The sequence below is a fragment of the Nonomuraea sp. NPDC001636 genome, assembly GCF_040298265.1.
Classification (GTDB): domain Bacteria; phylum Actinomycetota; class Actinomycetes; order Streptosporangiales; family Streptosporangiaceae; genus Nonomuraea.
Genome location: NZ_JBEOZT010000011.1, coordinates 17,320 through 39,655 on the forward strand (window position 1 = coordinate 17,320; position 22,336 = coordinate 39,655).

Genomic DNA, 22,336 nt, shown 5'->3' on the forward strand with positions numbered 1-22,336 from the left:
CCCGCCGTCCCCGGGCGTCAATCGGCGCGCTTCTTGCCGGCGATGATGTAGAGCACCAGCTCGCCGCAGGCGCGGCAGACCGTCCTGTCCCCGTCGGCGCCCAGGTGGGCGGGCACGGCCCGCGCGCCGCAGAACGCGCACGGCCGCTCCACCGGCTCCCGCTCGCACCGCACCGCCCCGGCCGTCGCCAGCAGCGCGCATCCCAGGCAGATCGAGACCGACTTGCCGACGACGAGATCGGCGGGGTCGGGCACCGAGCCGCAGAAGCCGCACTGGAACACCGCCGTCACGCCGATCCAGTCGCTCGGGCGCGCGTGCTCGCCGGACAGCACCATCCGCAGGACGCGCAGGCAGCGGCCGGCGACCTCGCCCGTGACGCCCGCCCGTTCGAGTTCGGCCCGGAGCTCCGCCCGCGCGCCGGGGTCCTCGGGCGGGAGCGCCTTCAGCAGACCGAGCAGCGCCTCGTCGAGCGCGCGCAGGGCGTCCGCGGCGGAGGCGACGAGATCGCTCATGCCGCGCCGCCGGTGAGCGGCGGGCCCGGAATGCCACGCGCTTCCTCGTACGCCCACTCGGCGCGGCCGGGCCATTTGCACTCGCGGCTTATGCGTAATATCGCGATCCGCATCCGCCGCGCGTTATCACCGGAATCGCTTCCCGGCGATGACCGTTCTAGAATTCCGCAGCGCCCCCCGAAGGGCATGAATTCATGCGCCCGGAAATCGGCGGCGAACTCGGGCCGGCCGGCGCGCAGCGGCGCCGTGGCGCCGGGCACGGGCTTCATCTGCTCAGCCCCTGCCACCACCCGCCAAGAACCCGCAGCTCACGGCCGCGTTCCGGCGCTCGGCGGGCACGCCGGCAGACGCCCCGGGGTGTCGAGTATTCGCATCCTTAAGCAAGGTCACGCATTCCCTCATTTCCGGCGAAGGCGCGGGCGCCCCTTTCGCGGCCATCATCGCCCCGGCCCAATAAAGCGTCAACGGGCGACGGGCCTACATTTTCCCTATATTGCGGCGTGGCGCCGTCTTGCGCGCCCCGGGTTGTCCCGGCACGCTGGCAGACGTGGCGGATAACCGTACTGGAAAGGGCCGCGCGCGAGCGGCGCGCAGATGGTCGGCCGCGCCGCGCAGCCAAATGTTCAGCCTTCCGGAAATCCTCGCCAAGCTCGCCGACCCCGACCGCGAGGCGCCCGGCGATCCGGAGCTGCGTGACCTGTTCGAGCGCGACCAGGACGACCGGCGCGACGGCGTGCCCGGCGACGGCGGCGAGCGCGGCCTGGCCCGGCGGGCGCGCTGCATGGAGAAGTTCGCGGCCGGAGAGGTGCGCTCGCCGGGCGACTACTACCACCTGGCCGCGGTGATGCGGCACGGCGGGCTGGCCGAGCACTACCACCTGGCCTTCGAGCTGGCGCGGCGGGCGGCCGACGCCGGTTTCCGGCCCGCCCGCAGGCTGGCGGCCTCGGCCCTCGACCGGTGGCTGCTGCAGATGGGCCTGCCCCAGCGGTACGGCACCCAGTACGTCGACATCGGCGGCCGCTGGTCCCTCTACCGCGTCGACCCCGTCACCACGGACGCCGAACGCACGGTCTGGGACGTCCCGCCCCTGGCCGAGGCGCTGGCCCGGGCCGAGGAGATGAACCAGGCCGACGGCCTGGGCTGACGCCCGCGCCGGAACACCGAACGGCTGACCGCGGCGTCTCCCGTCGGAAACCGGACACGACCTTTGCCGCGGGTTTTCCCGCAATTCCCAGGTCGCGGCGGGCCGGCGGGCGAACCTGACCATGACATGTTCCCGTCCCGGTCGAAACAGGCAGGTTCCCATGGTCAGACGGGCTCTCGGGGCGCCGGTCCCGCTCGCTCTCTCGCTGGTCGCCGTTCTCGCGGTCGCGCCGCCGGCCCAGGCGGTGACGCTGGAGGAGAAGCTGGCCGCGCTCTCGGAGTTGACGCAACCCACGGCGTCCAGCGCCTCGGCCTGGCGGGACGCCTGGGCCGACCAGGGGTCGTGGTCCGACTTCGACTTCGACTGGTCGAGCGACGGCTGCACGAGCAGCCCCGACCAGCCGCTCGGCTTCGACTTCTCGATCCCGTGCCGGCGACACGACTTCGGCTACCGGAACTACCAGGCCGTCGGCGACTTCCCGGCGAACAAGGAGCACATCGACAAGGCGTTCTTCTTCGACCTCAAGCAGGTGTGCACCCAGTACTCGATCTTCCGTCAGCCGAGCTGCAACGCGCTGGCCAAGCTGTACTACCAGGCGGTCCGCCACTACGGCACCCCTCGCGGCACCGGCGGGGAGATCGTGCGCGTACCGGACAGGGACTCTCTAAGGCAGCAGAGCCCCGCTGAGTCCGCAGACGGCGGTGACAAGATGTTCGCCCAGAGCCCGCCAGGATTCTTCGACTGAACCGGCGGCGGCGTGGCCGGCCGCCAGGTCGGCCTCCAGCTCGGCGCTCATGTGCACGACGAGCAGCCGGATCATCGCCGCCTGCCGCTCGGACAGCTCGTGCTCCCGGTCGCGCATCGACGGCGGGCGCAGCAGCTCCAGCCGGCGGAACGCGGGCGTGCTCAGCGTCGCCCGCGCCGCGTACTCGCGCAGGGACGGCTCCACGACGGCCTGGGCCAGGAACCGCCCGTACCAGGACGGGGTGCCCAGCTCGATGTGGTGCTCGATGCTCGGCGCGATCGCGCACGTGATCCAGTCGCGCAGCGACACCTCGCCCGACGCCTCCAGCGCGGCCACCATCGGCAGGCGGTGCCGGTCGATGGCGGCCGCGTGACGGGACAGGATCGCGTGGATCAGCTCGTCACGGGTGCTGAAGTGGTATTGGACGGCGGACTTGTTCCGCTGGCCGGCGGCCTCGCGGATCATCCTGATCGACACGTGCGCGAAGCCGTGCTCGGCGTAGAGCCGCTCCGCGGTCTGCATGATCCTGTCCTTGGCCCGGATCGAGCGGGGAGACGGCGCGGCGACCGCCGTACTGACGTCCATGACCGGTCCTCGATCTCGTTTCCACCACCGTCCCCGAACGCTATCCCATGCCGCCGGCCAGGGTCAGCGCGTCACCAGGTGACCCACACGTCCTGGAGGCCGCCGGACAGGCCGCCCGTGCGCAGCCGCAGCTCGGCGGGGTCGTCGCGGAGCCGCAGGCCGGGCAGCCGCTGCGCCAGCAGGCCCAGCACGACCTGCAGCTCCACCCTGGCCAGCGGCTGGCCGAGGCAGTAGTGGCGGCCGGCGCCGAAGGTGAGGTGCTGGCTGCTGTTCTCCCGGCGCGGGTCGAACCGGTCGGGGTCGGCGAACTTGGCCGGGTCGCGGTTGGCCGCCGGGATGTTGGGGATCAGCGTGCTGCCGGCGGGCACGGTGATGTCGCTCAGCTCGACGTCCTCGGTGATGAAGCGGGGCACGCCGCCGATGGCCGACAGCGTGCTGTCCAGCCGCAGGACCTCCTCCACGGTGCCCGGGATCAGGTCGGGGTCGTCGATCACGGCCTCGTAGCGCCGCCGGTCGGACAGCAGCATCGCCGTCATGATGGCGATCATGTTGGACGTGGTCTCGTGGCCGGCCAGCAGCAGCCCGCGCACGGTGGCGATGAGCTCGTCCTGGCTGAGCCTGCCGTCCTCGGCGTCGGTGATCTGGGTCAGCTCGCTGAGCAGGTCGTCGCCGGGGTCGGCGCGGTTGCGGTCGATCAGGTCCGACACGTACGCGTTGAACTCCCGGTAGGCCGTGTCGACCTCCTCCTGCGTGTTGCGCGTCAGGGTCAGCATCGTGCGCGACCAGTGGGCGAACTTGTCCTGGTCCGAGCTCGGCGCGCCGACCAGCGCGCAGATGACCCGTACCGGCAGGGGCAGGGCCAGGCCGGACGACAGGTTGCCCGGAGAGCCCTTGGCCAGCATGGAGTCGAGGAGGTCCTCGGCCATGGCCTGGACCCGGGGGCGCCAGACCTCCATCTTCCGGGCCGTGAACCAGCGGCTCAGCAGGCGTCGCCAGCGCATGTGGCCCTCGCCCTCGCCGATGTCGCCGGCGTCCTTGCGCCGGTTGAACAGGCCGCCGTCCTCGGTGGTGGACAGCCGGGCGGCGCCCTCGCGGGCGAGGTTGCGGCTGAAGCGCGGGTCGGCCAGGACGGCGCGGGCGTCGTCGTACCGGGTCACCAGGGCCGCGACGTCGCCGCTGGGCAGGCGTACGTGGGCCACGGGGCATTTCTCCCGCAGGTCGGCGAGTTGTGGGGGCGGTTCCAGCGCCGTGGGGCGGTCGAAGGGGAAATCGGGGATCGCGTCAGCGGTCATGCGTCCTCCAGCTTGAAAGCCCGACACTTCGGAATATAAGGCGATCGACTTATTTGAGGCAATCGTCTTGACTGGATGGATTACTTCGGGTGCGGGAAATCTACCGAGGCGTTGCCTCCCGTTGAGGAACCACGCGGGCGCCGAGCTGGTACGCATCGGATTACCGCGATACGTCGATGGCTCACTATGCTCGCGTCCATGGCGGAGGCTCCACTGATGACCGATTCCGAACTGTCCGACGCGTTGCGGGCGCTGGCGAACCCGACCCGGCTGCAACTGCTGACGTGGTTGCGGGAGCCGGAGCGCCACTTCTCGCTGGAGGGGGCGATCGCCGACCCGGTGGAGGTCGGGGTGTGCGTGACGCACATCCAGGCCAGAGTGGGGCTGGCGCAGTCGACGGTGTCGGCGTACCTGAGCGAGCTGCAGCGCGCGGGGCTGGTGCGCGCCACCCGCGTGGGCAAGTGGACGCACTACAAGCGCGACGAGCAGCGCATCGCCCAGCTCGTCGCCACCCTCGGCCGCACGCTGTAGAAGGCAGCACCCTCCCGCAAAGGAGGCCGGCCGGTTTCCATATATCGACATTTTGCGATATGTCTATTCTTCTGAGGATCGACACACGATGAGGGGACGTCCCATGGGCAGCATCGACGGCCTGGATCTCGGCACGTTCGGGATCTACACGTTCGACTTCGAGCACGTCCCGGCCGCGCGGATGCGCGAGTCGATCCAGGAGCTGGAGGAGCAGGGGTGGCGGGCGTTCTGGATGCCCGAGCTGCTCGGCCGCGAGGCGCTCACGCACGCCGGCTTCCTGCTGTCCAGCACGCGGCGGATGCATATCGTGAACGGCATCGCCCAGATCTGGGCCCGCGAGGCCAGGTGGACGTACGGCGCCGCCCTGCTGCTGGCCGACGCCTACCCCGACCGGCACGTCCTCGGCCTGGGCTTCGGTGGCGACCCCCGCCCCGGCACGACCCCGCTGACCGCCATGCGGACCTACCTTGACGAACTGGACGAGCTGCAGACCGTCAACCCGGCTCCGAAGTCAGGCGTGCGCCGCCTGCTGGCCGCGTACGGGCCCAAGATGCTCGAACTGGCCCGCGACCGCGCCGCGGGCGCTCAGACCTACCACGTCAACGTCGCGCACACCGCCGAGTCGCGGCAGCTCCTCGGCCCGGACGCGTTCCTGGCCGTCGAGCATCCGGTGCTGTTCGAGACCGACCCCGCCAGGGCCCGCGCCGCCGCCCGCGAGCACCTGCGCCCCTACCTGAGCACGCCGTACAACGTGGCCAAGTTCCGGCGGCTCGGGTACGCGGAGGACGAGATCACCGGCGGCGGCAGCGACCGCCTGGTGGACGACTTCGTCTTCTGGGGCGATCTGGACACCGTCGTCGGCAAGCTGCGCGCCCACGTGGACGCAGGCGCGGACCACGTCGCCGTGCAGGTGATCGGGATCGAGCCGGGCCGGACGGCGATGTCCCACTGGCGCGAGCTGGCCGCCGCCCTCTCCCCCGGCCGCGCCTGACCGCCACTCCCAAGATATGCAAACGATCGGTCGTTAATATAGTTTGGCGGCATGACCTCCGAGTCCGGCCGGTGCGCCGCATGCTGACCTCACGCTGGATCCCCGGCCCCGAGAGCGACCGGCCGGGGCCGCTGGTCGCCGCCCTGACGGACTTCCGCCTGCGGCGGCTGCTCGACCTGCCCGGCATCGCCCGGCACGGCCGGTCCCTCAGCCGCCACTGGCCCGGCCTGCCGGGCGCGGTGGGCATGTGGCTCTGGGCGGATCTCACCGGCCGCCGGGTCGGCTCGCTGTCGGTGTGGCGGAGCGAGGAGGATCTGCGGGGGTTCGTCCGGTTGCCGGAACACGTCGCGATCATGCGTGCCTACCGCGACCGGGGCACCCTGCGCTCCCGTACGTGGCCCGTGGACGCCCTCGACCGCGGCGCCCTGCTGCGGTCGCTGCGCTGACCCGCCGGTCGGTCCGGCCGACCGGCCGCTCATGGCGGACCCTTCCGCGGGCGCGCTAGGGTCGGGCGGGAACGGCAGCCGGAAGGCGGGGACGGATGGCGTGGGCAGCCCGGGCGGTCGCCGTCGTCATGGCCGTGGTCTCGCCGGTGCTGGTGCTCGCCGCGGTCCTGATGTACGCGGCGCTGCCGCCGGAGTGGCGGCTGCCGCAGATCTTCACGCCGCTCGCGGCGGCGGGGGTCACGTTCCCGGCGTTCAGCGCGTTCCTCATCATGCACCGGCCGCGGCTCAGGCTGGCGTGGCTGATGTGCGCGGGCGGTCTCGGCGGCGCGGTCAACACCTTCTGCCAGTCGGCGATGCTGGCCGCCGCCGCGGGCGGGGACCTCGCGCTGGCCGGGTGGCTGCGGTTCCCCGCACATGTCGGCTGGGCGGTGTCCGGGCTGCTGCTGGAGATGTTGCTGCCGCTGTACTCGCCCGACAGCAGGCTGCCGTCGCGGCGCTGGCGTCTGGTGGTGCTGCTCGGCGCGGTGTCGACCGCGGTGGAGCTGACGCACATGTTCCTGCGTCCCGACCCGCCGGCCGCGGGTTATCCGCTGCCCGCGGTCATCCCCAACCCGTTACAGGTCCCGGAGCTGGCGCCGATCTGGCCGGTGGTCACGGTGGTGGCCTGGACCGGGATCCTCTCGACGCTGCCGCTGGCGGCGTGGTCGATGCTGCTGCGCTTCCGCCGGGCGGGCCCGATGGTCCGGCGGCAGATCGGCTGGCCGTTGTTCTCCTTCGCCGGGTACATCGTGTTCATGCTCGTGGCCATCGTCGTGCCGGGGCTGGAGTGGCTGTCGATCGCGTGGGCGACGGTCATCCCCGTGTCGATGGTGATCTCGGTGACCCGCTACCGGCTCTACGGCATCGACACCGTCGTCAGCCGGACGTTCGTCGCCGCCGGGCTGCTGGCCGTGGTCGGCGGGGTCTACTTCGGGGTGGCCACGCTGTCGAGCCTGCTGGTGTCGGGGTACCACCAGGTCGCCGGGCTCGCCTCCGCGCTGCTCACGGGCGCGTTCTTCCAGCCGTTGCGGCGGGCGCTGCAACGCGCGGTCGACCGCCTGCTCTACGGGCCGGTGGGCGATCCGCGCGTCCTGGCCGAGCGGCTGGCCCAGGAGGTGCGCCGGGGCGATCCGGCGCAGGCGCTGGCGGCGGTGATCGGCGTGCTGCGCGAGGGCCTGGCGGTACGCGGCGTCGCCGTCGAGGTGACCAGCGGCGAGCCCGGCCACCCGGTCAGCGTGGCGAGCACGGACCGCGGTGAGGTCGGCGACTCCCCGCGCGAGGTGCCCCTGATCTGGCACGGCGAATGGGTGGGCCGGCTCCTGGTCGGCCCACCCGCCGCGCGCCGCTTCCCCGCCGCGCACGACGAGCGGGTGCTGGACACGCTGGTCCCGTACGCGGCCGACGTGGCCCACGCGGTCCGTCTGGCCGCCGACCTGCAACGTTCTCGCGAGCGCATGCTGGCCGCGCGCGAGGAGGAGCGCCGCCGGCTGCGCCGGGACCTGCACGACGGCCTCGGCCAGACGCTCAGCGGGCTGGCGATGACCGTCAACATGGCCCGCCTCAGCCTGAAGAGCTCGCCGGAGGCGGCCGACGGGCTGCTGCGCGAGCTGCGTACCGGCATGGACGCCGTCACGGGCGACCTGCGGCAGCTGGTCTACGGCCTGCGCCCGCCCGCCCTGGACGACCTGGGCCTGGCCGCCGCCGTGCGGGCGCTGGCCGCGCCGGACGGCCCGGCCGCGGAGGTGATCGCCGAAGGCGACCTGACCGGCCTGCCCGCCGCCGTCGAGGTGGCCGTCTACCGGATCGCGCAGGAGGCGCTGACGAACGTGCGGCGGCACGCGCGGGCCACCCGCGTCCGGGTCGAGCTGCGCCGCGAGCCCGGCGCGCTGCGCCTGCTGGTCGCCGACGACGGCCGGGGCCTGCCGCCCGAGCACCGTTCCGGCATCGGCCTGACCTCGATGCGCGAGCGCACGGCCGAACTGGGCGGAATCTGCCTGGTCAGCGGCGCGCCGGGGACGGGCACCACGGTGGAGGTCATGCTCCCCGTCCAGCCCTGACCGTGCGCCTTACCGGCCGGACACCCTCCCGTCACGTAGAGTGCTGGACGATCACTTTCGGTAACTCCCATGGAGGTGTCCATGAAGCTCATGGGCCGTATCACCTGCGCCGTGGCCGGTGGCGCGCTGCTGACCGTCGCGCTCACCACTCCGGCCGCGGCCGACTCGCTGGCCGCCGGCGGGCCCGTCGGCGCGCTGCTCCAGCCGGTGCTGGACGTGTTCAACATGGTCAACGACACGTCCACCCTCGGCGCCCTGCTGCCCGGCGGCATCATCTCCGCCCGCTGACGCTCGCCCTCCCCCCGGGGCGACCGCGCACTGCCCTGCGGGCCCGGCCGGGGCGTACCGTGGTTCGCGGCGGTCACGGCGGTCACGGCGGTCGTGTTCCACGGGCCGCTGCGGGTCGGCGAGACCGTACGCAGGCAGAGCACGGTGGAGTCGGTCACCGAGAAGTCCGGGCGGTCGGGACGCCTGGTCGTGGTGGTCGTGCGCACCCGGCTGACCGGCCAGGACGGCAGCCCCGGGCTGGAAGAACGACAGGACCTGATCTACCGGGAGGCCGTGGCCCCCACCGGCCCGGCGGCGGCGGCCGAGGAGGCCGTGGCGGCGCGGGCCGCCGGTTCCCCGCTCCGCAGGGCGGGCGCCTGGGAGTGGCACTTCGACACCGACCCGACCCTGCTCATGCGTTTCTCGGCGGCCACCGCCAACGCCCACCGCATCCACTACGACTGGCCGTACGCCACCCGCGTGGAGGGCTATCCCGGCCTGGTGGTGCACGGGCCGCTGATGACGCTCGCCCTGGCCGAGACGCTGCGGCTGGAGGGGCGTCCCGAGCGGGTGACGCGCATCGCACACCGCAACAACCGGCCCCTGTTCTGCGGGCAGCGGGCCCGGCTGCTCGGCCGCCGGACCGCGGACGGTTTCGCCCTCGACCTGACCGGCCCGGCGGGCGCGACGACCGTCCCGCACACCACCCTGACCGCGACGGCCCGATAGGCGCCGCTCGGGGCTACGCCGTGACGGCCTGTCAGGCGCCGCCCCCAGGCCTCCGGGCACCGGCCCGCGCAGGGCCCGTCAGAGGGTGATGACGTGTTCGGCGAGCTCGCGGGCGGCGGCGGCCGGGTTCGTGCCGGGGCGGGTCGCGCCGACGGCGAGGGTGCCGTCGATGAGGATGAGGAGCTGGTCGGCGGCGTGGTCGGGGTGCGGGTGGCCGAGCGCGGTCAGCTCGCGCGCCAGCAGCTCGTGCACCTGCCGGCGGTAGTCGCGGGTGATCTCGTGCGCGGGATGGCCGGGGTCGGTCAGGCCGAGGTCGGCGGCCAGGTAGCGGCAGCCGTGGAAGCCGGGCATGGCGACGATCTCGCCGATGCGGTCGAAGACGGCCAGCAGGCGCTCGCGCGGATCGTGGCCGGCGGCGTCCATCGTGCGGCGGTAGTCGGCGGCGTCGGCGTCGGCGGCCGACCTGAGCACCTCGACGATCAGGCCGTCCTTGCCGCCGAAGTGCTCGTACAACGAGCGCCGGGCCACGTTGGCCGCCTTGAGCAGGGCATCGACGCCGACGTTGACGCCCTGGCTGTAGATCAGCTGGTCAGCGGCCGTCAGCAGGCGCTCCCGGGGGCCCGGTCCCGTACGAACAGTCATGGATTCAGGTTGCCATGGGTTGACGAGTAGATCAACCGGTCGATATACATAGATAGACCGATCGATCTACCCGCTTCCTTCTGGAGGAACCGTGTCCTTCCCGTCCACCGCCGACGTCATGGAGCGCTTCAACCGCGCCTTCGTCGAGCGTGACCGCCACCTGCTCGACGACCTGGTCGCCGAGGACTGCGTGATGGAGTCCGTGCAGCCGGCCCCCACCGGCGAACGCGTCACCGGCCGCCAGGCGTGCCTGGACTGGTGGGGCGCGCTCGTGGACGACCTGACCAGCGCGTTCGAGCCGCAGGAGGTCATCGTCGCCGGCGACCGCGCCACCATCCACTGGCACTACCGCTACGGCACCGGCCCCTCCGACTGGGTCAGCGGCGTCAACCTCATGCGCGTCCGCGACGGGCGGATCGTCGAGGCGCTCGGCTTCAGCAAGACCGCCGGCGAAGTTCCCCTGGCGACCGCCTGATGAACGTCATGCGCAGCTACCACGTCGACAGCGGGGCCGGCATCGAGGGCCTGTCGATCAAGGAACACCCCGTCCCCGCTCCCGGTCCCGGGCAGGTGGTGGTCGCGGTACGGGCCACCTCCCTCAGCTTCCGCGAGCTGATGATCCTGCGCGGCGACTACGTGCTCCCCGTCAAGCCGGACGTGGTGCCGGTCTCCGACGGCGCCGGCGAGGTCGTCGCGACCGGCCCAGGCGTCGAGTCGGTCGGCGTCGGCGACCGGGTCACCGCCACCCTGTTCCCGAGCTGGCAGGACGGCCCGTTCGCGCTGCGGCACCTGCCGCAGCTCGGCGGCTCGCTGGACGGCATGCTCACCGAGTACGCGCTGCTCGACGAGCACGCGCTCGTGCCGATCCCGGCCCACCTGTCCTACGAGGAGGCAGCGACGCTGCCCTGCGCCGCGGTCACCGCCTGGAACGCCCTGACCGGCGACGGCACCGGCCCGCTGCCCGGCCGGACCGTCGTCACCCAGGGCACCGGCGGGGTGTCGCTGTTCGCGCTGCAGTTCGCCAAGGCGCTGGGCGCCCGGGTGATCGCCACGACCAGCAGCCCGGCCAAGGCCGAACGCCTGTACGCGCTGGGCGCCGACGAGGTCGTCGACTACCGGGCCACCCCCGACTGGCCGGTCAGGGTGCGCGAGCTGACCGGGGGCGAGGGCGCGGAACACGTCATCGACGTCGCCGGCGACCTCGGGCGGTCGCTGGCGGCCACCGCGATCGGGGGCCAGGTGGCCAGTGTCGGGTTCGTCCTCGGCGACCCGCCGCCCCTCGACGCGCGGGCGGTCTTCAATGCCGGAGCCACGCTGCGGGGCATCGCCGTCGGCAGCCGCGCGCAGTTCCTGGCCATGAACCGGCTCATCGAGGACCACCGGCTGCGTCCGGTCATCGACCGCGTCTTCCCCTTCGACCAGGCGCCCGACGCCTACCGCCACTACGCGTCGGGCGGCTCCTTCGGCAAGGTCGTGATCACCGTGTGAGCCGGTCGGCCCAGGGCGCCGGCCGGACGCGGCGGGCGAGGCGTGCCCACGGAACACCTCGCCGAGCCGGCCCTCCTAGCAGGGGGTCTCGTAGAACTCCGGGTACGAGCCGCGGGTGCCCACCCACGTCACGTCGCCCACGCAGTTCTCGTACTTGACGCCGACCAGCGTGGTCCGGGTGGAGTCGCTGTAGTAGTACGTCTCGCAGTGGTAGTCGATCTGGCAGGCGCGGGCCTGGGCGGGCGAGCCGACGACGGTGAGCGTGCCGATGGCGAGCAGGACGGCGAGCGATGCGCGACGAATCATGGAGATCCTCTCTGACGCGAGGAAGCGCTACTGCCCCTGATGATCGATCGCCGGAGCGAACAGTTCAATACGGTTCATCACAGTTCAATGCCCCCGATGCCGGGTACCCCGTCGCGAAGGCGAAATGATCGCCCCCGTCACCGACATAGGATCTTTTCATCTGGTAGACGGCCGATTGTCGAAAGGCTTCCATGACCCACCCCCTCAGCCGCCGGTCCGCCCTGCTGGGGGCCGCGGCCGTGGCCGGAATCGCTCTGTGGGAGAAGCCGGCCGAGGCGACCGGCGCCGCCGCGTTCGACGCGGCCCGGGAGCGATGGGTGAGCCTGCTGGCCGGCGCCACGTACGACCCGGCGTACCTGGACAAGACGCAGGCCGTCGAGGGTTCGGCCAACGCGGTGCTGCGCAAGATGGACCCCGCTCCCGGCCGGCCGAGCCTGTGGCCCGACCTGCCGCTCGACGACCCCCGTACGGGCAACTTCAACCGCGCCTACAACCGCATGCGCACGCTGGCGCTCGGCTGGGCCACGCCGGGCACCGACATGCACCGGGACCAGCGGGTCGCCGAGACCGCGGCCAGGGCCCTGGACTTCCTGTACGAGCACGCCTACCACGAGGGCCTCGACCGCCGCGGCAGCAACTGGTACTGGTGGGAGATCGGCGTCCCGCGCGCGCTGACCGACACCTGTGCCCTGCTCTACGACGGCCTGCCCAAGGACGACCTGCGCCGCTGGCTGCGCCCGCTGCGCCACTGGTGCCCCGACCCCGAACGCCGCGTCAGCCACCCCGGCGTGGTCGAGACCGGCGCCAACCGGGCGAGCAAGGCCATGGCGGTGGCGATGCGCGGGCTGCTCACCCACGACGCCCGCCTGCTCAAGCGGGCCAGGAAGGCCGTCTCCGACCTGCTGCGCCGCACCGGCGGGCCGGGCGACGGCTTCTACCGCGACGGCTCCTTCATCCAGCACGGCGTGTTCCCCTACAACGGCAGCTACGGCGTGGACTACCTGGAGAGCGTGGCCAAGCTGATCGCCATGCTCGCCAGGTCACCGTGGGAGATCCGCGACATCGGGAACGTCTACGACATCGTCGACCGCTCGTTCACGCCGTTCATCTTCGACGGGCTGATGATGGACTGCGTGCGCGGCCGGCAGATCTCGGTGCAGGGCCACCGCGACCACCACTCCGGGCAGAAGGCGGTCGAGGCCATCCTGACGCTGCTGGAGGCGGCGCCCGAGCGCCACGCCCGGCGCTGGCGGCCGATGGTGAAGGGCTGGCTCACCCGCAACCAGGCCGTCCCGTACGCCGCGGTCGCCCCGCTGGCGAGCGTCGCGCGGGCGCAGGCGCTGCTGGCGGACGCGTCCGTGCCGGTCGGCCCCCGCACCACCGGCACGTACGTCTTCGCCGACATGGACCGGGTCGTGCACCGGCGTCCCACCTGGGCGTACGCGATCGCGATGAGCTCGGAGCGGATCGGCGCGGCCGAGGGCATGAACCAGGAGAACCTGCACGGCTGGTACACCGGCGACGGCATGACGTACCTCTACACCGCCGACCTGACCCACTGGAACGACGACCTGTGGCCGACGATCGACCCGTACCGGCTGCCGGGCACCACGGTCGACACCCGCGGGCGCGCCGACCTCCCGCACGGCGCGCGCCGCCTGCCGCCCACCCCGTGGGCGGGCGGCGCGGCGCTCGACGGCGAGTACGGCGTGGCGGCGATGAGGCTGATCGCCGACGGCTCCTCGCTGCGGGCCAGGAAGGCGTGGTTCCTGCTCGACGACGGCGTGATCGCCCTCGGGGCCGGCATCACCGCCTCCGACGGCCGCCGCGTCGAGACCGTCGTGGAGAACCGCAACACCCACGGCGCCCATCCCCCGCTGACCCGCGGCGACGGCTGGATCCACCTGTCCGGCGTGGCCGGGTACGCGCTGCTCGACGGCGCCGAGGCGAAGGTGATCCGCGAGCGGCGCACCGGCCGCTGGCGCGACATCGACACCGGCGCCACCACCGGCGGCGACGGAACCCCCGTCACCAGGCACTACACGACGATCCTGGTGGACCACGGCGTCGATCCGCGCCGGGCCCGCTACGCCTACGCCGTGCTGCCCGACGCCACCCCCGAGCAGACCGCGGCCTACCGCGGGCGGGTCGAGATCCTGGCCAACTCCCGCACCGTGCAGGCCGTCAGCCGGGACGACCTGATCGCCGCCGTGTTCTGGCGCGCGGGGGCCGTCGAGACCCCGCACGGGCCGCTGGCCGCCGACGGGCCGTGCGCCGTGCTGCTGCGCCACGACCGCCACCGGGTCCGGCTGGCCGTCTCGGACCCGTCCAGGACCGCCGACGAGGTGCGGATCAAGCTGCCGTGGCCGGTCCGGTCGGTCAAGGAGGGCGACCGGGGGGTGCGCCGGTCCAAGCGGGCGGTCAAGGTCGAGGTCGGCGGCAGCCGCGGGCACACCCGTCAGGCGGTCCTGCGCGTCTGAGCCGGGGCGCCGCCGTTCACGAGACGCCGGTGGGGGTGTGCGGCAGGAGCTGCGCCATCGGGACGCCGGGGTCGGCCAGCCGGCGCGGATCGGCGGTGTGCCCGGCGGCGACCAGGGCCCGGAGGTGGCCGGCGGCGTCCTGGCCGTCCATCTGGCCGTCCATGGTCAGGGCGGCCACCGGGACGCCGCGGTCGAGCCAGAAGGCGGTGAACCCGGGCTCCCCCGGCTCGCCCCTGGTGACGACGCGGTCGGAGGTGGTGGGCAGGCCGACGTATTCGAGCGTGGACCCGTACTGCGTGGAGAAGAAGTACGGGACGTGGTCGATGACGACCGGCTCGCCCACCAGCGTGGCCGCGGCGGCGGTCCCGTGGACGACGGCGTTGTCCCAATGCTCGATCCGGACCGGTTTGAGGTAGCGCGGGTGCCGGTGGCGGGCGACGTCGCCGGCGGCCAGCGCGGCCGGGTGCGAGGTGCGCAGGTGGCCGTCGGTGACGATGCCGCCGTCCACGCGCAGCCCCGCCGCCTCGGCCAGCTCGGTGCGCGGGACGGCGCCCACGGCGACCACGACGAGGTCGGCCGGGACGCGCCGCCCGGCGACCGTGCGCACCGCCTCGACCGAGCGCGTCCCGAGCACGGCCTCGACGCCGTCGCCGGTGAGCAGCTCCACGCCGTGGTCGAGGTGCCGGCGGGCGACGGCGCCGCCGATCCGGTCGCCCAGCACGTGGTAGAGCGGCGTGGGCAGCGGGTCCACGACGGTCGTGCGCACGCCGAGCGCGCGGGCGGCCGCGGCGACCTCGCAGCCGAGCCAGCCGGCGCCGACCACGACGACGGCGGAGGCCGCGCGCAGGGCCGCGCCGAGACGTTCGCTGTCCTCGCGGTCGCGCAGGTGGTGGACGCCGTCGAGGTCGGCGCCCGGCACCCGCAGGCGGCGCGGGCGGGCGCCGGTGGCGATCAGCACCTGCCCGAACGGCAGCTCCACGTTGCGCCCCAGCTTCACCCGCCGGCCGTCGAGGTCGAGCAGGGTGGCGGGGGCGCCCAGGGCGAGGGCGACGTCCTGGGCGGCGTAGAACCGCGGGTCCAGGACGTCGAGCTCGGCGGCCTCGGTGGTGCCCAGCAGGTAGCCCTTGGACAGCGCGGGGCGCTGGTAGGGCAGGTGGTGCTCGTCGCCGACGAGCGTGAGCGGCCCGTCGTAGCCGTGGTCGAGCCGCAGGGCCCGCGCGGCCTGGGCGCCGGCGAGGCTGGCGCCGATGATGACGATGCCGGGATCGGCGGGCATGGGGACGCTCCTTGTGAACGGGACCGGGGTGGCACGAGGGCATCTGGAGGTTGACGCGGGGTGTCAGACCACCTGGAGGTTGGCCATCATGGCCATGTCCTCGTGCTCGGCGTTGTGGCAGTGGAAGAGGTAGCGGCCGCGGTAGCCGTCGAACCGGGTGATGATCTCCACCGACTCGCCCGGACGCAGGGAGACGGTGTCCTTCAGCCCCGCGTCATGGGGCAACGGCGGCCGGCCGCTGCGCGCGAGCACCCGGAAGCCGACCAGGTGCAGGTGGACCGGGTGGTGGACGTCGGCGACCATCCGCCACACCTCGACGTCGCCGAGGCCCACGGTGACGTCGGAGCGGGCGGGGTCGAACGGCAGCCCGCCGATCAGCCAGCCGCGGCCGTCGTGCATCCGGCCGGCGCGGAAGGACAGCTCGCGCACCCGTACGGCGTCCGCCCGCCGCCACTCCGGCAGGTCGGTGGACAACACGCGCGGGACCCGGCTGTCGTCGGCCGCGGCGCGCGCGACCCGGAAGGCCATCACGTCCCGGGTACGGCCTGAGCCGAGCCGGTTGACGATCCGGACGCGCCCGCCGACCGGGACGCGGGCGAAGTCCACGATCACGTCGTAGCGCTCGGCCGGCGCGATCGGCAGGACCTGGTGGGTGACGGGGGACGCGAGCAGACCCTGGTCCGCGCCGATCTGCACGAGGTCGAGCCGCCGCCCGTCGTCGAGCACGGCTTCGAGCTCGTAGTGGCGGGCGTTGGAGGCGTTCAGCAGGCGCAGCCGGTAGCGGGCCGCGTCCACCTCGTGGACGGGCCAGGGGGCGCCGTTGACCAGGATCACGTCGCCGAGCACCCCGGCCAGGTACGGTTCGAGCACGCCCGGCCGCTCCCGCAGGGTGGGGTCGAGGGCGGGGTAGGCGAGCTCGCCCTCGGCGGTGAACGCCCGGTCGGCGATCATGAGCGGCAGCTCGCGCGGCCCGGCGGGCAGGCCGAGCGCCTGCTCGGCGTCGTCGCGGACGATCTGCATCCCGGCCAGGCCGCGCCAGATCGCGGGGGCGGTGAAGTCCATCCGGTGGTCGTGGTACCACAGCAGCGTCGGCCGCTGGTCAAGCGGGAAGGTGTAGTCCCTGGTCCGCCTGCTCAGCACGGCCCGGGGGTCGCGCATGTTCCCCATGCCGGAGCCGTGCGCCATGTGCATGGTGGGCTCCGTCCAGCCCTCGGGCAGCACGAGGTCGGTCGGGTAGCCGTCGGAGGCGGCCGGGGTGCGTCCCCCGTGCAGGTGGACGACGGTCGGCACGGGCAGGTCGTTGCGGTGCGTCACGGTGATCGGCCGGCCCCGGCGCGCCTCGATGGTCGGCCCGGGGAAGGTGCCCCCGTACGTCCAGGCCCGGGTCCGCACGCCGGGCAGGATCTCCAGGGTCGTCTCGCGCTGGACGATCTCGTAACGGTCGGCGCCGCCCGAGGTGCCCGACGGCGCCAGCACGGCGGGGATCGGCAGCGGCACCTGGAACGGCGGCGGCAGCGGCAGCTCGCTGCGCAGCTCGGCGCCGGTGATCGAGGGCCGCCGGGCCATCGCGGCCGAGGCGCCGAGCCCGGTGGCCGCCATCAGCCCGAGCGCGCCGCCGATGCCGAGCGCCTGCCGCCTGGTCACGCCGCGCGCCGGCCGGTCGAGCTCAGGCATCGCGGGCCGCCCGACGCGGGAAGGGGCGGCGCCAGACGTCGATGAACTGCACCGTGAGCGCGGCGACGGTCGCCACCCCCAGCGGGATGTGCAGCCACAGCGCGCCGTCGAGCCCGGCGAAGTACTGCGCCGTCTCGGCCGCCACCACCGCCGCCGTGGCCAGGAACGGCCCGCTGCGGCGCAGGCGCGCCCACACCACGATCGTCACGATCAGCTGCAGGTAGCCGATGGAGGTGACCACGTCGGCGCCGAGGGAGTGCCAGCGCAGGCTGTCGTAGTCGCCGGTCAGGTAGACGCCGGCGAACACCGGCTGCCCGGCGATCGCCACCATGTGGGCGCTGACCGTCGCCCGCAACGTCCAGCCCACGGGTGCCGTGCGGCGCGCGGCATCGGCTCGCGGTCCGTCGACCACGCTGAGCATCGAGGGTCCTCCTCATGTCCGTCCTGATGGAACGCCTCCGACGCTATGGCTCCTGAGTTATCTTGTCCAAGATCTATATTGCTATGGTGTTATGCGTTGGGAGGCATGATGGATCTGAACGCACTCCGCCAGTTCCTGGTGGTGGCCCGGCTCGAACACCTCAGCGCCGCCGCCGAGGAGCTGCGCGTCGCGCAGCCGTCCCTGAGCCGGACGATCGCCCGCCTGGAGAGCGAGCTGGGCACGCCGCTGTTCGACCGCGGCGGCCGGCTCCGCCTGAACGGCGCCGGCGCGCTGTTCCGCGGCTTCGTCGAACGGGCGCTCGGCGAGCTCGACGCCGGACGGCGAGCCGTCGCCGAGGCCGCCGAGGGGTTCGGCACCGTACGCCTGGCCTCGGAGACCTTCCTGACCCTCACCGGGCCGCTCGCGGCCTACAAGCGCGCCCACCCCGCCGCCGAGATCGAGCTCCACTGGGCCCCCGCCGACGACATGACCCGCCGCCTGCGCGCCCAGGAGTTCGACCTGTGCGTCGCCTCCCAGCCGATCCACGCCGACGGGCTGGAGGCGGCCGAACTGCTGGACGAGCCGGTCGGGCTGGCCACCGCGCTCGACCACCCGCTGGCCGGCCGTACGTCGGTGACCATCGACGACCTGGCCGACCAGCCCTTCGTCACCGCCCGCAAGGGACACTGGCAACGCCGGCTGCTCGACCGGCTCTTCGCCGCCAGGGGCCGCACGCCGCGGATCGTCTGCGAGGGCGACGAGCCCAGCGCCATCGCCGACCTGATCAGCACGGGGCTCGGCATCGGGCTCGTCCCGTCCCTCGCCCGCCGCTCCACCACCCGCGCCCCGCTGGCCTGGGTGGACGTCGACGACCCCGACTGCCGCCGCACGCTCACCCTGTTCTGGGGCGCCGACAGCCACCTGTCCACCGCCGCCCGCCTGATGCGCACCACCATCACCAGCTGGGACTGGCTGGCCGGCGAACCCCAGGAGAAACGCTGAGCGGTCGTGGTCTACGGCGGGGGTGCGCCGATCCAGCGGCGGTAGGCGTCCATGTCGACGTTGGCGCCGCAGACGATGGTGACCACGTGCCGGCCGGCGAAGCGGTCGCGGTCTTCGAGGATCGCCGCGACGCCCAGCGCGGCCGACGGCTCCACGACCAGGCCGGCGTGGTCGAGGAGCAGCCGCATGCCGGCCACGATCGACTCCTCCCGCACCAGGACGGCGTCGTCGGCGACCACGAGGAGGTCGTCCAGGACGGCCGGGATCGGACGCCGCCCCGCGACGCCGTCGGCGATGGTGCGGGTCGGGCCGGTGGTGACGACGCGCCGCCGCCGCCACGAGCGGGTCATCGCGGGCGCGCCCAGCGGCTGGACGCAGATCACCTCGACGCCGGGCGCGAGCTCCTTCAGGACGTGCCCCACCCCGGTGGCCAGCGCCCCGCCGCCGAGAGCGATCAGCACGGCGTCGTACGGCGACACGGCCCCGGCCCCAGCCCTGGCCACAGCCCCGGCCAGTTCCAGGCCGATGGTCGCCGCGCCCTCGCAGGTCTCGACGTCGAGGCTGTCCTCGACCAGCCGGATGCCGTGGTGCCCGGCCATGGCCGCCGCCCGCTCGCGGGCCAGGTCGAAGTCGCCGTCCACGAGCTCCAGCCCGGCGTCCAGGGCGCGGATGCGGTCGAGCTTGGCGGCGGGGGCGGAGCGCGGGGCCACGACGGTGACGTCGAGCCCCCGGCGGCGGCCGGACCAGGCGAGGGCCTGGCCGAGGTTGCCCGCGCTGGCGCACACCACGGCCCGCGCGCCGCCGTCGGCGAGCAGGCTCGCGACCAGCTCCGTGCCGCGGGCCTTGAAGCTGCGCACCGGGTTCGCCGTCTCCAGCTTGACGCTCACCGCGCACCCGAGGTGGGGCTCCAGCCCCGGGCAGGGGAACAGCGGCGTGTCGAGGAACATAGGGTCGATCATCGGGCGTGCCGCCCGGATCCGAGCAGTGTCGAGCCGCGTCTCCCGCACGGCACAGGAGCGTAGCAACAGCCGGGCCATGAGAACCCGGACACGCGGCGCGACCGTCCGTACACTTTCTGTCGCTGGTCTGCGTGGCCTTACGGCCCGGTCAAGAGAGGGCGGGGTGGGGAGCGATGAGCGAGGTCCACGGCGGCGGGCCGCCGCCGGGCGCCGCGGAGGCCACCGGGCCGGAGTCGGTGACCTGTCACGAGGACCTGGTGAGGCTGCTGGCCGAGCAGTTCGCCCGGGCCGACGTGTCGCTGCGGGAGTTGCAGGCGCGGGCCGACAGGTCGGGCGGCGCCCGGTTGCCGCGCAGCACGTGCGCGGACATGCTGGCCGGTCGGCGCTTTCCCAAGAAGGCGGTCATGGTGGCGTTCCTGCGGGGGTGCCGCGTGCCCGAGCAGCAGCTGCCCGCGTGGGAGCGGGCCTGGGACCGGGTGCGGATCAGCCGGCTGCCCGCCGGTTCCTGGGACGATCGCGGCCCGGCGGCGTCCGACGACCCACAGGGGTCCGGCGGCATGCACGCGTCTGGCAGGCCGCGGGCGGCCTGCGGCCCGCAGGCGGCTGGCGGCGGGCCGCGGCGGGCTGTCCTGCTCGCCGGGATCGCCGTGCCGGTGGCCGCCGCGCTGGCCCTGGCCGTCGTCGTCGCCCTGCGGCTGACGGGACGGCCCGAGCCGCGACCCGAAGGCGCGTCCGGCCAGACCGTGGACTCCGGCCAGACCGTGGACTCCGGCCAGATCGTCACCGACGACGGTCGCGCGTTCCCCCGCGGCGGGTCGAGCCGGTTCACCGTGAGCGTCAGCCCGGCCAACACCGGCGTACGGCTGATCCGCCGGCTCGACGCCGGCGTCGGCCTGCAGGACGCGACCATCACCCTGGACGGCGTGCCCGCGGCGCGGTGGCGGCCGTTGCTGGAGGACGCCGTCCACAAGTGGCGGAACCAGATCGTCGATCTCCCGCCGGGGCTGACGGCGGGCCGGCGGGCGCTCACGGTCGTCAACACGTGCGTGTCCGACTCGGGGTTCAACGAGTTCCTCTACACCGTGGAGCACCGGATCAACGGCGTCTGGTCGGTCGCCGACCGGGTCGACGTGGGCCCCGACCACCCCGCCAGCGAGGCGGCGCACGACTACCGCGTCGTGCGCGGCGACTGGGCCCACCACCAGACCTTCGCCTACCCACCACGAAGGGAGGACTGGGACGTTCGCTAACATAGCGAAGTACTTCATAATGAAGTACGTAAACAAAAGGATTACCCCCATGGCCTCCATCCGGCACGAAGTCGTCATCGACGCCGCCCCCGACCACATCTGGGATGTCCTGCGTGACGTCGGAGCCGTGCACGAACGGCTGCTCCCGGGCCGTGTCGAGGACACCAGGCTGGACGGCGACCAGCGGTTCCTGACGTTCCCCGACGGGCACGTGATCCGCGAGCTGATCGTGGCGATCGACGACGACGCCCGCCGCCTGGCCTACGCGGTCGTCGAGGGCGCGCGGCCGCCGCTGGCCCACCATCACGCCTCCTTCGAGGTCCGTCCGGAGGGTGAGGAGGCCGGTCGGCTGATCTGGATCACCGACGTGCTGCCCGACGCGCGAGCCGCCGAGGTCGGCCAGCGGATGCGGTACGGCGCGGCCGAGATGAAACAGGCAATCGAAGCCACGTCCCCCCACTGACCCACCACCGACCCACCGCTGCCCCGCACGGGGCCGGGCACGGCGCCCGGCACAGAACCCCCCGGCGTGGGGCCCGGCGAAGGGCCCGGCACAAGGCACTGTGGCGGGGTCACTAGGATGACCGGCGCCGGATGCCCCCGTCCCTCCAGCCCGGCTCTCCCGTACCACCCCGAGAGGCGCACACCACGATGGCGGACCGCGACGCCACCCCGCTCGACGACCCGGTAGGCGCGTCACTGCGCGGCCGTCACGCGCACCTCGCCCGGCGGCTCGGCGCGGCGGCCACGTACCAGGCGGAGGTGGCGACCTTCTCCTCGGTCCCGGCCGAGCCGGACGAGCGGGCGTGGGCCGACCTGGCCCGGCTGCTCGGGCCGCGCGAGCTGGCCGACCTGTTCAGCTCCCCGGCGACCCCGCCGCCCGACTGGGAACCGGTGTTCGCCCTCGACGGCCGCCAGCTGGTCTGGGACGGCGGCGACCGCGTCCCCACCGCGCCCGGCGACGTCACCGAACTGGGCGCGGACGACGTCCCGCACATGCTCGACCTCGTCGCCAGGACGCGACCGGGGCCGTTCTGGGCGCGTACCCGCGAGATGGGCGCCTACCTCGGCGTCTTCGACGGCGGGAAGCTGGTGGCGATGGCGGGCGAGCGGCTGCGGCCGCCGGGCTGGACCGAGATCAGCGCCGTGTGCACCGCGCCCGAGGCGCGCGGCCGGGGGCACGCGGGCCGCCTGGTCGGCGCACTCGTCTCGCGGATCACGGCCCGCGGCGAGCGTCCGTTCCTGCACGTGGCCGAGGCGAACACCGGCGCGATCGCCCTCTACGAGCGGCTCGGCTTCCGAACCCGCACAACCGTGACCTTCCGCGGCTTCCGCACCCCCTGACGACCCCGGTGACGTCCCCGAGTCCCGCACCCCCTGACGGCCCCCGTGACGCCCCCGGGTCCCGCACCCCGTGACCGCCCCAGGTCCCGCACCCCGTGACGGCCCCGGTGACGCCTCCGTCTCCCGCACGCCCGTGACGGCTTCGGGGCGGGCACG

25 protein-coding genes are annotated in these 22,336 nt (G+C 73.5%); 15 read left to right on the plus strand and 10 right to left on the minus strand.

Going from position 1 to position 22,336, the window contains the following annotated elements; all coding sequences use genetic code 11:
* Nucleotides 1–17: 17 nt before the first annotated feature.
* Nucleotides 18–512 carry a hypothetical protein gene (locus ABT158_RS21630; protein ID WP_352355901.1) on the minus strand — a complete coding sequence of 165 codons (495 nt, stop codon included), beginning with the start codon at nucleotides 510–512 and terminating at the stop codon, nucleotides 18–20.
* Nucleotides 509–781: a hypothetical protein gene (locus ABT158_RS21635; protein ID WP_352355903.1), complete on the minus strand. Its 273-nt coding sequence runs from the start codon at nucleotides 779–781 to the stop codon at nucleotides 509–511. Before ABT158_RS21635 ends, ABT158_RS21630 begins: the two co-directional genes overlap by 4 nt.
* 350 nt (nucleotides 782–1,131) lie before the next feature.
* Here ABT158_RS21635 and ABT158_RS21640 point away from each other — a divergent pair, with 350 nt between their 5' ends.
* Together ABT158_RS21640 and ABT158_RS21645 are read left to right on the plus strand one after the other, a co-directional pair.
* Nucleotides 1,132–1,656, plus strand: a complete 525-nt coding sequence (locus ABT158_RS21640; protein ID WP_352355905.1) for a hypothetical protein — start codon at nucleotides 1,132–1,134, stop codon at nucleotides 1,654–1,656.
* A gap of 160 nt (nucleotides 1,657–1,816) precedes the next feature.
* Nucleotides 1,817–2,401, plus strand: a complete 585-nt coding sequence (locus ABT158_RS21645; protein ID WP_352355907.1) for a phospholipase — start codon at nucleotides 1,817–1,819, stop codon at nucleotides 2,399–2,401.
* Here the strand turns inward: ABT158_RS21645 and ABT158_RS21650 are convergent.
* Nucleotides 2,321–2,986, minus strand: a complete 666-nt coding sequence (locus ABT158_RS21650) for a TetR/AcrR family transcriptional regulator (protein WP_352355909.1) — start codon at nucleotides 2,984–2,986, stop codon at nucleotides 2,321–2,323. The genes ABT158_RS21645 and ABT158_RS21650 overlap by 81 nt on opposite strands.
* Nucleotides 2,987–3,057: 71 nt before the next feature.
* Entirely contained in the window at nucleotides 3,058–4,278 is a 1,221-nt protein-coding gene (locus tag ABT158_RS21655) for a cytochrome P450 (RefSeq protein WP_352355911.1), read from the minus strand.
* Between the two features lie 216 nt (nucleotides 4,279–4,494).
* Between ABT158_RS21655 and ABT158_RS21660 the strand changes: the two genes are divergently transcribed.
* The 6 genes from ABT158_RS21660 to ABT158_RS21685 all read left to right on the plus strand — a co-directional run bounded on the left by ABT158_RS21660 (nucleotide 4,495) and on the right by ABT158_RS21685 (nucleotide 9,338).
* Nucleotides 4,495–4,809: an ArsR/SmtB family transcription factor gene (locus ABT158_RS21660; RefSeq protein ID WP_352355913.1), complete on the plus strand. Its 315-nt coding sequence runs from the start codon at nucleotides 4,495–4,497 to the stop codon at nucleotides 4,807–4,809.
* 88 nt (nucleotides 4,810–4,897) lie between these two features.
* A complete protein-coding gene (locus ABT158_RS21665; RefSeq protein WP_352355915.1) occupies nucleotides 4,898–5,800 on the plus strand; it encodes a TIGR03620 family F420-dependent LLM class oxidoreductase in 903 nt (300 codons plus the stop codon).
* An 80-nt stretch (nucleotides 5,801–5,880) separates the two neighbouring features.
* On the plus strand, nucleotides 5,881–6,246 hold the full coding sequence (locus ABT158_RS21670) for an antibiotic biosynthesis monooxygenase family protein (protein ID WP_352355917.1): 366 nt from the start codon (nucleotides 5,881–5,883) through the stop codon (nucleotides 6,244–6,246).
* Between the two features lie 95 nt (nucleotides 6,247–6,341).
* Nucleotides 6,342–8,342: a sensor histidine kinase gene (locus ABT158_RS21675; protein ID WP_352355919.1), complete on the plus strand. Its 2,001-nt coding sequence runs from the start codon at nucleotides 6,342–6,344 to the stop codon at nucleotides 8,340–8,342.
* Nucleotides 8,343–8,423: 81 nt separating this feature from the next.
* Nucleotides 8,424–8,630 (plus strand): hypothetical protein, encoded by a 207-nt coding sequence (locus tag ABT158_RS21680; protein WP_352355921.1) that lies wholly within the window; start codon nucleotides 8,424–8,426, stop codon nucleotides 8,628–8,630.
* A gap of 30 nt (nucleotides 8,631–8,660) precedes the next feature.
* The gene (locus ABT158_RS21685; RefSeq protein ID WP_502911562.1) at nucleotides 8,661–9,338 is read left to right on the plus strand and encodes an FAS1-like dehydratase domain-containing protein; all 678 of its coding nucleotides are present in this window, start codon (nucleotides 8,661–8,663) and stop codon (nucleotides 9,336–9,338) included.
* 78 nt (nucleotides 9,339–9,416) lie between these two features.
* On the opposite strand, the gene ABT158_RS21690 is transcribed toward ABT158_RS21685, so the two are convergent.
* A complete protein-coding gene (locus tag ABT158_RS21690; RefSeq protein ID WP_352355925.1) occupies nucleotides 9,417–9,980 on the minus strand; it encodes a TetR/AcrR family transcriptional regulator in 564 nt (187 codons plus the stop codon).
* Between the two features lie 91 nt (nucleotides 9,981–10,071).
* Between ABT158_RS21690 and ABT158_RS21695 the strand changes: the two genes are divergently transcribed.
* Nucleotides 10,072–10,455, plus strand: a complete 384-nt coding sequence (locus ABT158_RS21695; protein ID WP_352355927.1) for a nuclear transport factor 2 family protein — start codon at nucleotides 10,072–10,074, stop codon at nucleotides 10,453–10,455.
* 8 nt (nucleotides 10,456–10,463) lie between these two features.
* Nucleotides 10,464–11,468, plus strand: a complete 1,005-nt coding sequence (locus ABT158_RS21700) for a zinc-dependent alcohol dehydrogenase family protein (RefSeq protein ID WP_352355929.1) — start codon at nucleotides 10,464–10,466, stop codon at nucleotides 11,466–11,468.
* A gap of 75 nt (nucleotides 11,469–11,543) precedes the next feature.
* Here the strand turns inward: ABT158_RS21700 and ABT158_RS21705 are convergent, their stop codons facing one another.
* The gene (locus ABT158_RS21705; RefSeq protein ID WP_352355931.1) at nucleotides 11,544–11,774 is read right to left on the minus strand and encodes a DUF6289 family protein; all 231 of its coding nucleotides are present in this window, start codon (nucleotides 11,772–11,774) and stop codon (nucleotides 11,544–11,546) included.
* A 191-nt stretch (nucleotides 11,775–11,965) separates the two neighbouring features.
* Here ABT158_RS21705 and ABT158_RS21710 point away from each other — a divergent pair, with 191 nt between their 5' ends.
* Nucleotides 11,966–14,254 carry a polysaccharide lyase 8 family protein gene (locus tag ABT158_RS21710; protein ID WP_352355933.1) on the plus strand — a complete coding sequence of 763 codons (2,289 nt, stop codon included), beginning with the start codon at nucleotides 11,966–11,968 and terminating at the stop codon, nucleotides 14,252–14,254.
* Nucleotides 14,255–14,270: 16 nt separating this feature from the next.
* Here the strand turns inward: ABT158_RS21710 and ABT158_RS21715 are convergent, their stop codons facing one another.
* From ABT158_RS21715 to ABT158_RS21725, 3 genes are all read right to left on the minus strand, one after another.
* The gene (locus tag ABT158_RS21715) at nucleotides 14,271–15,530 is read right to left on the minus strand and encodes an NAD(P)/FAD-dependent oxidoreductase (protein WP_352355935.1); all 1,260 of its coding nucleotides are present in this window, start codon (nucleotides 15,528–15,530) and stop codon (nucleotides 14,271–14,273) included.
* Nucleotides 15,531–15,593: 63 nt separating this feature from the next.
* Nucleotides 15,594–17,204 (minus strand): multicopper oxidase family protein, encoded by a 1,611-nt coding sequence (locus ABT158_RS21720; RefSeq protein WP_352355937.1) that lies wholly within the window; start codon nucleotides 17,202–17,204, stop codon nucleotides 15,594–15,596.
* Nucleotides 17,197–17,625 carry a hypothetical protein gene (locus ABT158_RS21725; protein WP_352355939.1) on the minus strand — a complete coding sequence of 143 codons (429 nt, stop codon included), beginning with the start codon at nucleotides 17,623–17,625 and terminating at the stop codon, nucleotides 17,197–17,199. Before ABT158_RS21725 ends, ABT158_RS21720 begins: the two co-directional genes overlap by 8 nt.
* A 105-nt stretch (nucleotides 17,626–17,730) precedes the next feature.
* On the opposite strand from ABT158_RS21725, the gene ABT158_RS21730 reads away from it, so the two are divergent.
* Nucleotides 17,731–18,627 (plus strand): LysR family transcriptional regulator, encoded by an 897-nt coding sequence (locus ABT158_RS21730; protein WP_352355941.1) that lies wholly within the window; start codon nucleotides 17,731–17,733, stop codon nucleotides 18,625–18,627.
* An 11-nt stretch (nucleotides 18,628–18,638) separates the two neighbouring features.
* Here the strand turns inward: ABT158_RS21730 and ABT158_RS21735 are convergent, their stop codons facing one another.
* Entirely contained in the window at nucleotides 18,639–19,574 is a 936-nt protein-coding gene (locus tag ABT158_RS21735; RefSeq protein WP_352355943.1) for a threonine ammonia-lyase, read from the minus strand.
* A 185-nt stretch (nucleotides 19,575–19,759) separates the two neighbouring features.
* On the opposite strand from ABT158_RS21735, the gene ABT158_RS21740 reads away from it, so the two are divergent.
* The 3 genes from ABT158_RS21740 to ABT158_RS21750 all read left to right on the plus strand — a co-directional run bounded on the left by ABT158_RS21740 (nucleotide 19,760) and on the right by ABT158_RS21750 (nucleotide 22,180).
* On the plus strand, nucleotides 19,760–20,836 hold the full coding sequence (locus tag ABT158_RS21740) for a hypothetical protein (protein WP_352355945.1): 1,077 nt from the start codon (nucleotides 19,760–19,762) through the stop codon (nucleotides 20,834–20,836).
* Nucleotides 20,837–20,885: 49 nt separating this feature from the next.
* On the plus strand, nucleotides 20,886–21,299 hold the full coding sequence (locus ABT158_RS21745) for an SRPBCC family protein (RefSeq protein WP_352355947.1): 414 nt from the start codon (nucleotides 20,886–20,888) through the stop codon (nucleotides 21,297–21,299).
* Between the two features lie 188 nt (nucleotides 21,300–21,487).
* Nucleotides 21,488–22,180: a GNAT family N-acetyltransferase gene (locus ABT158_RS21750; protein ID WP_352355949.1), complete on the plus strand. Its 693-nt coding sequence runs from the start codon at nucleotides 21,488–21,490 to the stop codon at nucleotides 22,178–22,180.
* Nucleotides 22,181–22,336 lie beyond the last annotated feature (156 nt).

Bases quoted from the DNA above. Each gene is read 5' to 3' on its own strand.
- ABT158_RS21645 (WP_352355907.1), top strand. From the start codon at position 1,817: ATGGTCAGACGGGCTCTCGGGGCGCCGGTCCCGCTCGCTCTCTCGCTG.
- ABT158_RS21740 (WP_352355945.1), top strand. From the start codon at position 19,760: ATGAGCGAGGTCCACGGCGGCGGGCCGCCGCCGGGCGCCGCGGAGGCC.
- ABT158_RS21665 (WP_352355915.1), top strand. From the start codon at position 4,898: ATGAGGGGACGTCCCATGGGCAGCATCGACGGCCTGGATCTCGGCACG.
- ABT158_RS21660 (WP_352355913.1), top strand. From the start codon at position 4,495: ATGACCGATTCCGAACTGTCCGACGCGTTGCGGGCGCTGGCGAACCCG.
- ABT158_RS21680 (WP_352355921.1), top strand. From the start codon at position 8,424: ATGAAGCTCATGGGCCGTATCACCTGCGCCGTGGCCGGTGGCGCGCTG.
- ABT158_RS21715 (WP_352355935.1), bottom strand. From the start codon at position 15,530: ATGCCCGCCGATCCCGGCATCGTCATCATCGGCGCCAGCCTCGCCGGC.
- ABT158_RS21670 (WP_352355917.1), top strand. From the start codon at position 5,881: ATGCTGACCTCACGCTGGATCCCCGGCCCCGAGAGCGACCGGCCGGGG.
- ABT158_RS21750 (WP_352355949.1), top strand. From the start codon at position 21,488: ATGGCGGACCGCGACGCCACCCCGCTCGACGACCCGGTAGGCGCGTCA.
- ABT158_RS21655 (WP_352355911.1), bottom strand. From the start codon at position 4,278: ATGACCGCTGACGCGATCCCCGATTTCCCCTTCGACCGCCCCACGGCG.
- ABT158_RS21720 (WP_352355937.1), bottom strand. From the start codon at position 17,204: ATGCCTGAGCTCGACCGGCCGGCGCGCGGCGTGACCAGGCGGCAGGCG.
- ABT158_RS21710 (WP_352355933.1), top strand. From the start codon at position 11,966: ATGACCCACCCCCTCAGCCGCCGGTCCGCCCTGCTGGGGGCCGCGGCC.
- ABT158_RS21630 (WP_352355901.1), bottom strand. From the start codon at position 512: ATGAGCGATCTCGTCGCCTCCGCCGCGGACGCCCTGCGCGCGCTCGAC.
- ABT158_RS21735 (WP_352355943.1), bottom strand. From the start codon at position 19,574: ATGTTCCTCGACACGCCGCTGTTCCCCTGCCCGGGGCTGGAGCCCCAC.
- ABT158_RS21700 (WP_352355929.1), top strand. From the start codon at position 10,464: ATGCGCAGCTACCACGTCGACAGCGGGGCCGGCATCGAGGGCCTGTCG.
- ABT158_RS21675 (WP_352355919.1), top strand. From the start codon at position 6,342: ATGGCGTGGGCAGCCCGGGCGGTCGCCGTCGTCATGGCCGTGGTCTCG.
- ABT158_RS21745 (WP_352355947.1), top strand. From the start codon at position 20,886: ATGGCCTCCATCCGGCACGAAGTCGTCATCGACGCCGCCCCCGACCAC.
- ABT158_RS21730 (WP_352355941.1), top strand. From the start codon at position 17,731: ATGATGGATCTGAACGCACTCCGCCAGTTCCTGGTGGTGGCCCGGCTC.
- ABT158_RS21635 (WP_352355903.1), bottom strand. From the start codon at position 781: ATGAAGCCCGTGCCCGGCGCCACGGCGCCGCTGCGCGCCGGCCGGCCC.
- ABT158_RS21705 (WP_352355931.1), bottom strand. From the start codon at position 11,774: ATGATTCGTCGCGCATCGCTCGCCGTCCTGCTCGCCATCGGCACGCTC.
- ABT158_RS21640 (WP_352355905.1), top strand. From the start codon at position 1,132: ATGTTCAGCCTTCCGGAAATCCTCGCCAAGCTCGCCGACCCCGACCGC.
- ABT158_RS21690 (WP_352355925.1), bottom strand. From the start codon at position 9,980: ATGACTGTTCGTACGGGACCGGGCCCCCGGGAGCGCCTGCTGACGGCC.
- ABT158_RS21650 (WP_352355909.1), bottom strand. From the start codon at position 2,986: ATGGACGTCAGTACGGCGGTCGCCGCGCCGTCTCCCCGCTCGATCCGG.
- ABT158_RS21725 (WP_352355939.1), bottom strand. From the start codon at position 17,625: ATGCTCAGCGTGGTCGACGGACCGCGAGCCGATGCCGCGCGCCGCACG.